The 10,462-nt window shown below is 44.6% G+C and carries 7 protein-coding genes; 2 read left to right on the top strand and 5 right to left on the bottom strand.

Features of this window, described 5'->3' with window-relative positions; translation table 11 throughout:
• Positions 1 to 381 (top strand): hypothetical protein (locus tag BT105_RS15095; protein WP_177243980.1); only part of this gene is annotated, 381 nt, incomplete at its 5' end.
• A gap of 351 nt (positions 382 to 732) precedes the next feature.
• Here the strand turns inward: BT105_RS15095 and BT105_RS11870 are convergent.
• From BT105_RS11870 to BT105_RS11860, 3 genes are all read right to left on the bottom strand, one after another.
• Positions 733 to 918, bottom strand: a complete 186-nt coding sequence (locus BT105_RS11870; RefSeq protein WP_177243979.1) for a hypothetical protein — start codon at positions 916 to 918, stop codon at positions 733 to 735.
• A gap of 110 nt (positions 919 to 1,028) precedes the next feature.
• Positions 1,029 to 3,605 carry a hypothetical protein gene (locus BT105_RS15315; RefSeq protein ID WP_072300939.1) on the bottom strand — a complete coding sequence of 859 codons (2,577 nt, stop codon included), beginning with the start codon at positions 3,603 to 3,605 and terminating at the stop codon, positions 1,029 to 1,031.
• Between the two features lie 275 nt (positions 3,606 to 3,880).
• On the bottom strand, positions 3,881 to 5,434 hold the full coding sequence (locus BT105_RS11860) for an ABC-F family ATP-binding cassette domain-containing protein (RefSeq protein WP_072300938.1): 1,554 nt from the start codon (positions 5,432 to 5,434) through the stop codon (positions 3,881 to 3,883).
• Between the two features lie 206 nt (positions 5,435 to 5,640).
• Between BT105_RS11860 and BT105_RS11855 the strand changes: the two genes are divergently transcribed.
• Positions 5,641 to 7,179, top strand: a complete 1,539-nt coding sequence (locus BT105_RS11855) for a sodium/proline symporter (RefSeq protein ID WP_072300937.1) — start codon at positions 5,641 to 5,643, stop codon at positions 7,177 to 7,179.
• Between the two features lie 120 nt (positions 7,180 to 7,299).
• Here BT105_RS11855 and metF read toward each other — a convergent pair whose 3' ends face one another.
• Both metF and metE read right to left on the bottom strand, forming a co-directional pair.
• Positions 7,300 to 8,181 (bottom strand): methylenetetrahydrofolate reductase [NAD(P)H], encoded by an 882-nt coding sequence (gene metF / locus BT105_RS11850; RefSeq protein WP_072300936.1) that lies wholly within the window; start codon positions 8,179 to 8,181, stop codon positions 7,300 to 7,302.
• On the bottom strand, positions 8,168 to 10,441 hold the full coding sequence (gene metE / locus BT105_RS11845; protein WP_072300935.1) for a 5-methyltetrahydropteroyltriglutamate--homocysteine S-methyltransferase: 2,274 nt from the start codon (positions 10,439 to 10,441) through the stop codon (positions 8,168 to 8,170). The genes metF and metE overlap by 14 nt, the downstream gene beginning before the upstream one ends.
• Positions 10,442 to 10,462: the final 21 nt, after the last annotated feature.

Below are 10,462 nucleotides of genomic sequence, written 5' to 3'. Positions count from 1 at the left end.
TACACAAATAACTATGAATTATTCGGACCTTCATTTACAGCAGATACTCTTCCTGCTGACGGCAAATTGGATCGTGCATATACCTACATCATGTATGAGGGTGAATTATACCAGTATTGTCCGGGTAAAGGCTATTTTGGAGGTTATTATTGGACAGATGAGCAGATAGATATATCTGATGTTACAGAAGGCTCCTTTACATTGAATAGAAAATTTAAAAATGATGGAAATGAGGTATATGAGCCATCAAAGGGCGAAGTAACATTCAGAATAGCATTCGATGAAGATGCTCAGGATTGGAGAATTGAGCAGAAGGATGTTGAATATGAATACCAAGATAATTCCACAACAACTGAGACTAATTCTACATCTATCGAATAAGCTGCACATAAGCTTACTGATGATTATTAATCAGGGCAATGGTGCTCGTCCGAATGAAGCGCCATTCAGCTTATAATACATAATAAGGAAGCCCATTACGGTAATGCCATTAAGCTAAGAAGACAAAGTAAAAGAAACAGTAGTATGTTTAATGTAAGAAGACATACTACTGTTTCTTTTATAATATACACTTCTATAGCATATAAAGTCAACGAATCATTTGTTTTCAAACTTCTATTGAATAACACTATGCGCTATAGGCGAATTAGCTCTCACAACAATCCTTTCACTATACATCTCCCTGGACGGAAGATTATGATAATAATAAATAGTTTGAAATATGAACTATGTTTAAGTTGATCCGCCATGCCCTGCGTCAAGAACGATTATCGGCTTCTCGTTGTCAAGGTCTGTCAGTGCTGTCGGCAGAGCACCATTTTCGGCTCTTTCTGCAATACGCGAAGCTCCGTACAGAGTGAACAGCGCACAGCCGCACAGCAGTGCTCCGCTGACTATCTTTCTGTGTGTTTTTCTCATATTTTTTCTCCTTTTTTCGATATTTGGTCAGTGAATTATATGAGAAATCCTGAGAATATATGCAAAAACTCCGACCATACGGTCGGAGTTTTTAATTGTGTGTGAGTCTATTATTGTATCTTGCTGCCGCCCCATTCAACGACTGTAAATCCCTTTCTCTCAAAGGTCTCAAGCTGCTGAGGTTCGATATTCACAAATTCTTCAAGTGGAACATAAGCCATGAACACACGCAGCATACTGTCGGGTGTGGGAGTTATGTTCAGCTTTGCGGAATCGGTATACGCATCGCCCTGGAAGGTAATGAGATTGTACTTATTATGCTCCATTAACGGCAGCCAGTATACGATGAACTCGTTCATTTCGTCTTCGTTCAGTCCCATATATGCGAGCTTTTCCTTGAGAAAACTCTCTGTATCACTGCCTGCAACGCAGAAGCCTTTGGAGAAATCGAATCTTGTACGGCAGTGTACTGCGTCCCAGAAGAGATATTTATGATGTGTACCGTCTGCCTTGTTCACGAGCTTTCCGTCGGGATAAGCTGTTACGTCCCAGCCGTTATTATACTTGGGATAGGTTGTCGAGAGCTCTGCTTCTGTCAGTTCAAGCTCCACATGAACATCGGTTTCCTTCTCAGGATACAGGTAAATGACAGGCTTATCAAGATACTCATCAAAATAAATCGTAACAGTCCTGTTATCATCTTCAATAGTCTTTATCCAGCCATACTGGCCTTTATATTCAGTAAACAGCCATTTATCATTATCCGTCTGATAACCCAATTCATGAAGCCGTGTTCCATTCGGGATCAAAGTTATAGCTTGATAGCTTTCATTCGGTCCGGAATATAGTTTAAGGTCATTTACCATAACGCGTAATGGCGAACCATTTGTAGTACGTTTATCAGGCTCAACATAGGTTGTTGAGCTGAGATATTTATCCAGAAGCTTTTCCAGTTTCACAAGCACATTAGCCATGTCAGCACTGGTTTCTTTTTCGTCTCCATTTTCATAAGAAAGAATTGTTTTGTAGTTGAATCCGTCAATTACCTTTTCGTGTGGAGTTTTGTTGTATTTGTCAATGATCCAATCATAATTCAGAGACATTATCTCGCTATAATCAGCTTCGGATATCTCAACGATCATCGGCTCGGTAGCTTCATAGCCCTTCTGATCATCATAAGAGAGAATGTACTTTCCATCATCTTTATAAACTTTCCATACTATGTGTACTCCTGCATATCCACCTGTTTTAGTAATACTGAGTGAAACAGGTATATTGAACGGCTGAATGAGAGCTTTCCTCATCAGACACAGGTCAAATACATTCAGCACATTGTCATTACAGAAGTCTGCTACTTTCCAATTTATGAGCTTAGCATCAGCTGAGCCGAGCAGCCATTTCTGCAGCAGTACCAAATCGGCAACATTGAATTCGTCGTCATCGTTGATATCGCCTGTGGGTGTAAACTTCAGCTTGAATACAACGTCCGCAGAGCCGTTATCATACTTTTTAACAATCATATGATCATCAGGCACAACAGTTCCGTTATAATAACCGGCTGATTTACCATTGGTATCTTGCAGATAATATCCAACAGGCAGATTATGAATATCCAAGCCAAACGAGAAATTGTAACCGTCAAAGAAATTACCTAAATCTACAACTGCAGGGTTAGTTCTGAATCCAACCGGAAACATATTACAGTTGATCTTGCCCTCAGGAGTATCTTTGCTGATATCTGTCCATATTCTTTGTATTGCTATCTCCGGAAGCGTAAGTAGTTCTCCAGTGTCATAATCAACAAGGGAAACTCGCATATCACCCGAAAGAAGGATATTCTTTGCATCGTTTATAACTGCACAGTCAGCAACAAGAGATTTTTTGCCCTCATCATCACTTGCGTGCAATAACACGAAATCGTAGGATATCTTGTCATAACCGTCCTTGACTGCCTTGTATACGCAGACCTTATTGATCTCTCCGCCGTCAACAGGAACAGAAGATTCGGGGCTGCAATCGCTTACTGTTTCAAGCTCAAAGCACTCTTTTCCGGTATCATTCAGAACCCAGTCATAGGCAGTGCCTGCGTCATGAGAAAGGCAGAATACAACATAATTATCTTTTACTGATAAATTGGTATTGCTTTCTGCATATTTCCGATATTCCTCCTCACAGTCAGGCAGCCAGCTGTAGATATCAGTCTCTACGACCTGAGTTCCGATACTTGTAAAGGAGTATTCCTTCTGCAATTCCGCGTCGCAGCTGAATTGCACCTTGAAATCAGGCTTTGATGTTGCTGCATTTTTGTATGTCATTACTTCATAGGCAGTATCGTTAACTTCGTCCACAAATACATCATGGTAGAATACTGTAACAAGACCGCCTGTGTTCTTAATGTCATATTTCTTTGTACTGTAAGAAGTCTCTTTAAATACAACACAAAGCAGATCGCTGTCATAAAACGGATAACTGTCATTCTCATCGCCTATATGCACAGCTCCATATTTATTGCGGAAGTTTACTGCATCATCAAAGCTTTGCGGGATCCAGTCAGGAAATGAAGATACATCTGCCGTTTCTTCTGAATAAGCATTCAGAGGCGTGAATACATTCAGCGTTTCCGCAGTAAATGGAATAATTGCCGTTGAAGCTGCTATAACAGCAGCTGTGAGTTTCTTTAAGATCATTATGTTCACCTGCCATTTTTCATATTTGCAGCATATAACTGCTTAATCACATTATACAATGATATCTCACTGAATGCAAGAGATAATTGCATTTTAGTCTATATATGCATTAACGTATGAGGAAGGCAAAATGTGCGGCTGAAATCGCAAACTTTTTATGAACGAAAGCCATTAGTTACTAATTATACATATTTCCTGTGAAGAGGTTGTAAAACAAGGCTTTTCCCGTTACTACTGTTCTCATGTGATATAATAACAATAGAAATTTTGAATTATTATATTATCTTTGTGGACCATTCCTCGATATTCCAGATATTATCGGCAATATCCATATAGAATTCGGGTTCGTGGCTTACGATCAATACCGTGCCCTTGTAGTCCTTTATAGCCTTTTTCAGCGACTCCTTTGCGTCAACGTCCAGATGATTTGTGGGCTCGTCGAGAACGAGAAGATTTACTTCCTTGAGCATTATCCTGCAAATCCTTACCTTTGCGTTTTCGCCGCCTGAGAGAACTCTCATCTGCGAGGTTATATGCTCCGTGGTAAGTCCGCACTGAGCGAGAGCGGCACGTACCTCAGCATTGGTCATTGAGGGATATTCCTCCCATATAACGTCCAGAGCGGTTTTGGAAGTGCTTTCCTCCTCCTGCTCGAAGTAGCCATACTCTACGAACTGATCGTGCTCCACATATCCCGATACAGGCGGTATTATTTTAAGCAGGGTTTTCAGCAGAGTGGACTTTCCTATGCCGTTTACACCGCGTATAGCTATCTTCTGACCGTTCTCCACCTTGATTGAGATAGGCTTGGTGAGCGGCTCGTCGTAGCCGAGAACCACGTTCTGGCAATCTATGACAACACGCCCGGGAGTACGAGCTTTTCTGAATGAGAAAGTGGGCTTGGGCTTTTCACGCATAAGGGTTATCTTGTCCATTTTGTCCAGCTTTTTCTGGCGTGATTTAGCCATGTTCGTTGTAGCGACACGAGCCTTGTTGCGGGCGATGAAGTCCTCAAGGTCGGCTATTTCCTTCTGCTGTTTTTCGTAAGCCTGTTCAAGCTGTTTCTTCTTCAGCTCGTACATTCTCACGAAGTTATCGTAATCTCCCGTATATCTTGTCATAACGGCATTCTCCACATGATATACCACGTTGATGACGCTGTTCATGAAAGGAACGTCATGAGATACAAGAATGAATGCGTTTTCGTAGTTTTGCAGGAAATTTGTCAGCCACCTGATATGATTCTCGTCAAGGAAGTTTGTGGGCTCGTCGAGAATGAGTATCATCGGATTTTCAAGGAGCACCTTGGCAAGGAGGACCTTTGCTCTCTGACCGCCAGAAAGCTCCGCAACGTCCCTGTCGAGACCTATCTCGTTGAGTCCGAGACCGTTGGCATATTCGGATATCTTAGCGTCTATGGTATAGAAGCCGCTGTAGTCGAGAATGCTCTGTATTTCGCCTACTTCCTCCATAAGAGCGTTCATTTCCTCGTCGGAGCAGTCCGACATCTTCTCATAGAGCCCCAGCATTTCGGTTTCAAGGTCGGAAAGATGGTCGAAGGCTTCACGGAGCACATCGCGTATAGTTTTTCCCTTTGCAAGGGTGCTGTACTGGTCGAGATAGCCTGTGGTAATGTGCCTGCACCACTCTATTTTGCCTTCGTCGGGCTGTAATTTGCCCATTATTATATTCAGAAACGTAGACTTTCCCTCGCCGTTGGCTCCGACAAGTCCTACGTGCTCGCCCTTCAGCAGGCGGAATGAGGCGTCATTGAGTATCTGTCTCGCTCCGAAGCCGTGGGTAACGTGTTCAACATTAAGTATGCTCATATTATTCTCCTTTTTCTCAGTCATGCAATCCATTATAACACAAATGCAGGTCTGTGTAAAGTGTATTTTCCAAGGCTGTCCTGACCTGTATCGGAATGCTGTGCATATAAATTGCGGCAACAGCTGTTTTTTTGTTGACTTATTGCGAAATATGGGATATAATTAAAGTACTTTTTACATTATTCTATTATATAAAGGAGTAAGACATGAACACTACTGACATTATCATCATCGGGACGATAATTGCCTATCTCATTGTCATGGTCGGTGTAGGCTTTATCTTCTCAAAGAAAAACGAAAACGTCGGAGATTTCTATCTTGGCGGTCGTAAGCTGGGACCTCTGGTCACAGCTATGAGTGCAGAGGCTTCCGACATGAGCAGCTGGCTCCTCATGGGCCTTCCGGGAGTTGCTTATCTCACAGGCGGTGCAGAAGCAGGCTGGACAGCTATCGGACTTGCTGTCGGCACCTATCTCAACTGGCTCTTTGTGGCTAAGCGCCTGAGAGTCTATAGTCAGCAATGCGGTGCTATAACCATTCCCGATTTCTTCTCTCAGCGTTACAAGGACAAAAGCAGGATACTTATGGGAGTTTCGGCACTCATAATCCTTATATTCTTCGTTCCGTATACTGCTTCGGGATTTTCAGCCTGCGGAAAGCTTTTCAGCTCCCTTTTCGGCTGGGATTACCACCTTGCAATGATAATCAGTGCGGTCATTATCATTTCATATACCTGTACAGGCGGATTCCTTGCAGCAAGTACAACTGACCTTATCCAGAGTATAGTTATGACAGTGGCACTCATAAGCATAGTTATCTTCGGAGTAAATGCAGCAGGCGGTTTCAGCAATGTATTGGACAATGCAGACTCTATGGCAGGTTATTTCTCCCTCAGCCACATATTCAATCCCGAAACAGAATCTGCTGACAAGTACACCGGACTTACCATAGCTTCAACACTTGCATGGGGACTCGGCTATTTCGGTATGCCTCATATACTCCTCCGATTCATGGCTATCGAGAACAAGAACAAAATAAAGACCTCAAGAAGAATAGCTTCCATATGGGTAGTTATCTCAATGGGTATCGCAATAATAATCGGCTTCATCGGAAATGCACTTTCCAAGAGCGGAAAGCTGGAGATGCTTGACGGCAGCAACTCGGAAAAGGTAGTCATAAAGATAGCTCAGTATATGAGCGAGCATCACGCAGGTCTTGCAGTTATCGCAGGACTCGTATTTGCAGGTATCCTTGCTTGTACAATGTCGACCTCGGATTCACAGCTTCTTGCAGCTTCATCTTCTATGTCCGAGAATATCCTCAAGGGTGTATTCAATGTTAAAATGAGCGACAAGATATCCATGCTGGTTGCGAGAATAGTGCTCCTCGTTATAGCAGCCTGCGGAATAATTCTTGCATGGGATCAGGACAGCTCGGTATTCAGAGTCGTATCCTTCGCATGGGCAGGCTTCGGAGCTACATTCGGACCTGTAATGCTGACAGCTCTCTTCTGGAAGCGTTCAAATAAGTGGGGTGCTATGGCAGGACTTATCGTAGGTGCGGTAATGGTATTCGTATGGAAATTTGTAATCGCTCCTATGGGCGGAGTCCTTGCTATATATGAGCTCCTCCCCGCATTCCTCTGCGCATTTGCCGCTATCATACTGGTTTCGCTTGTTACGGGCTCTCCCGACAATGAAGTTAAGATCGAATATGATTCGGTAAAGCGTGAACTCAGCAAATAATATCAAATGCCTCCATATATTGTCTTTCGGCAGTATACGGAGGCATTTTTATTCTGTTTCAGTGAATTGTATTATCCTTATGACATAATTCACAAGGACGATTTTTAGTTATGGAATCATTTATGCCAATGCGCATGAACTTACAGATATAAGGCTTTCTACAGCGGAAAATATCTTCTTCGCAACATATGGATTGTTCATTGTATAAAGGTGGATACCGTCAACACCCTCGGCGATGAGGTCGGTTATCTGATCTATGGCATAGGCAATGCCTGCGTCGCGAAGAGCCGTTTCGTTATGCTCGTACTTTTCGAGGACACGAACGAATTTCTTGGGCAGCTGTACTCCGCAAAGCTTCACCATGCGCTCTATCTGGCGCTTGTTGGTCACGGGCATGATACCTGCTTCTATCGGAATATCAACACCTGCGATACGCGCCTTTTCGCTGAAATCCATGAAGTACTTATTATCAAGGAAAAGCTGTGTTATCAGGTGGTCGGCACCGCAGTCTACCTTATGTCTGAGCCATTTCAGGTCGTCAACTGCGCTGACGCTCTCGGGGTGTACCTCGGGATAGCAGGCAGCTATGATATTGAAGTCATAGCGCTCCTTAATAAATGAGATAAGGTCGCTGGCATGGCGGAAATCTCCTGTTTCTGACAAATCCCCTCTTCTGTCGCCGCGGAGAGCGAGAACATTCTCTATGCCGTGTGCCTGCAGGCTGTCGAGTATCTCCACAGCCTGAGCTTTTGTCAAGTCAATACAGGGCAGGTGGGCAACACTCTCCACGCCGCAGCGTTCCTTTATGTCGGAGGCTATCTGTATGGTCTTGCAGCCGTTCTGACCGCCCCCTGCGCCGTAGGTGACGCTGATGAAATCGGGAGAGATGTCCGAAAGCTCATTGAGTGTATCGTATATGACGCTCTCATCTGTGTCGGGCTTCGGCGGAAAAACCTCCAGAGAAAACACGGTTTTGTGTTCAAACAATTCAGCAGTTTTCATTTCGCACCTCTCTTGCTGCGTTTACCAGATTTTTAAGGCTTGGGACAGTCTCCTCGTTTCCTCTGGTTTTAAGTCCGCAGTCGGGATTTACCCAGAGCTTTTCCGCAGGGATACGCTCCAGCATTTTGACGATAGCAGCCTTTATCTCCTCCTTTGAGGGAACTCTCGGGGAGTGGATATCGTAAACGCCCGGACCTACCTCTGTGCGGAAGTTGTTTTCTTTGAGCACATCGAGAATGGTAAGGTCGGAGCGTGAAGCCTCAAATGTTATGACGTCTGCGTCCATGTCGTCGATATCTTTGATTATATCGGCAAATTCGCTGTAACACATATGTGTGTGTATCTGAGTTTCTGGCTTTACGCCGCTGTGAACGTATCTGAATGCAGGTATCGCCCAGTCGAGATAGTCCTCGCGCCAGTCAGACTTGCGGAGAGGGAGCTTCTCGCGGAGAGCCGCTTCGTCTACCTGAATAATGCTTATACCGTTAGCTTCAAGGTCGAGCACCTCCTCGCGGATAGCAAGGGCTATCTGCAAAGCGCTCTCTCTGAGGGAGATATCCTCTCTCGGGAATGACCAGTTGAGTATAGTTACAGGACCTGTTAGCATACCCTTCATGGGCTTGTCAGTGAGGCTCTGAGCGTACACCGACCACCTTACGGTCATCGGCTTTGCACGGGATATATCACCCCATACTACAGGGGGCTTTACGCAGCGTGTACCGTAGGACTGTACCCATGCCTTTTCGGTAAAGAGATAGCCGTCAAGGCACTCGCCGAAATACTCTACCATGTCATTGCGCTCAAATTCGCCGTGAACAAGGACGTCCAGACCTATTTTCTCCTGCAATGCGATACACTCGGCAGTCTTTTTCTCAATGAAAAACTCGTAGTCGCTGTCGGAGAGCTCGCCCTTGCGGTGTGCGTTGCGGGCAGATTTTATCTCGGCGGTCTGCGGGAATGAACCAATTGTTGTAGTGGGCAGCAGCGGCAGCTTAAAGCGTTCTTTCTGTATGCGCTCGCGCTCTGCAAACTCGGGAAGTCTCACGAAATCCTTTTCGGTAAGGGCTGCAACCTTTTTTCTGACAGTTTCATTTCCTGTAGTTCTGGGCTCGCTGTGAAGCTCTGCATTTCTGCGGTATTCTTCGGTTTCAGCATAATTCTCAGCAGAGGTTATCTTTTTCAGCTCTGCAAGCTCTGTAAGCTTTTCCTCGGCGTATGCGAAATGCTTCTTGTACTTATTATCAAGCTTTGTCTCGTTTGCAAGGGTGCACGGAACATGAAGCAGCGAGCATGAGGTGCTGATAACGATATTGCCTGTGTGCTTCGCAAGCTCTGAAAGAGTTGACAGTGTGGAAGCATAATTATTGCGCCAGATGTTTTTGCCGTTCACAACGCCTGCAAAGAGAGTTTTTCCCTGTGGGAAGCCGTTTTTCTGTACAAGCTCCAGTGATTTCTTACCCTCTGTGAAGTCAAGACCGATACCGTCGAAGTCAAGTCCGCAGAGCTCATTATAGCAGTCGCGGACATCGCCGAAATAGGTCTGTGCGAGAACTTTTACAGTGCCTTTATTTTTCAGGATATTCTCGTAAAGCGCTGCGAAAAGCTGTATATCCTCGGCATTCATATCCATTACAAGTGAGGGCTCGTCGAACTGAACCCATTCTGCGCCGAGAGCATTGAACTTTTTCAGCAGCTCCGAATAAGCTGCGGCAGTCTGCTCCGCAAAATCAGCAGCCTTTTTGCTGCCCTTGTAACGCGCAAGCTTCAGAAATGTGTAAGCTCCGATGATGACGGGCTTGGTCTTTACGCCCCTTTCAAGAGCTTCGCTGAAAAGCTCAAACGGCTTAGTGCCTGCCAGCTTTATCTCGGTGCTGTCATCAACTTCGGGAACCATGTAGTGATAATTTGTATTGAACCACTTCTTCATGGCAAGAGCCTTTACGTCGCCCTTTTCGCCCTGATATCCTCTTGCGGCCGCAAAGCATGTATCAAGCTTGGAAAGTCCCAGAGATGTGTATCTTTCGGGAACTGCATTCAGCAGAAAAGCCGTGTCGAGGACTCCGTCATAGAATGAGAAGTCATTGGACGGTATAAAGTCAAGTCCGCTGTTTTTCTGTAAGGATAAATTATATGAGCGGATATCCTTTGCTGCTTTTTCAAGGTCTGAGGCATTTATCTCGCCGCGGAAGTACATCTCGCTTGCAAATTTGAGTTCACGTAAATTGCCTATTCTTGGGTATCCGATAATTGATGTCTGCATTTCCTATTCCTCCGATATGTT

This window comes from Ruminococcus flavefaciens, from assembly GCF_900119075.1.
Taxonomy (GTDB): Bacteria; Bacillota; Clostridia; order Oscillospirales; family Ruminococcaceae; genus Ruminococcus; species Ruminococcus flavefaciens_Q.
Note: the sequence above shows the minus strand (reverse complement) of the source record. Positions and strands in the feature narration are given on the sequence as shown.

What these genes read in the sequence shown, in the direction of transcription:
- BT105_RS11870 (WP_177243979.1), bottom strand. Translation starts at nt 918, where the DNA reads ATGAGAAAAACACACAGAAAGATAGTCAGCGGAGCACTGCTGTGCGGC.
- BT105_RS15315 (WP_072300939.1), bottom strand. Translation starts at nt 3,605, where the DNA reads ATGATCTTAAAGAAACTCACAGCTGCTGTTATAGCAGCTTCAACGGCA.
- BT105_RS11860 (WP_072300938.1), bottom strand. Translation starts at nt 5,434, where the DNA reads ATGAGCATACTTAATGTTGAACACGTTACCCACGGCTTCGGAGCGAGA.
- BT105_RS11855 (WP_072300937.1), top strand. Translation starts at nt 5,641, where the DNA reads ATGAACACTACTGACATTATCATCATCGGGACGATAATTGCCTATCTC.
- metF (WP_072300936.1), bottom strand. Translation starts at nt 8,181, where the DNA reads ATGAAAACTGCTGAATTGTTTGAACACAAAACCGTGTTTTCTCTGGAG.
- metE (WP_072300935.1), bottom strand. Translation starts at nt 10,441, where the DNA reads ATGCAGACATCAATTATCGGATACCCAAGAATAGGCAATTTACGTGAA.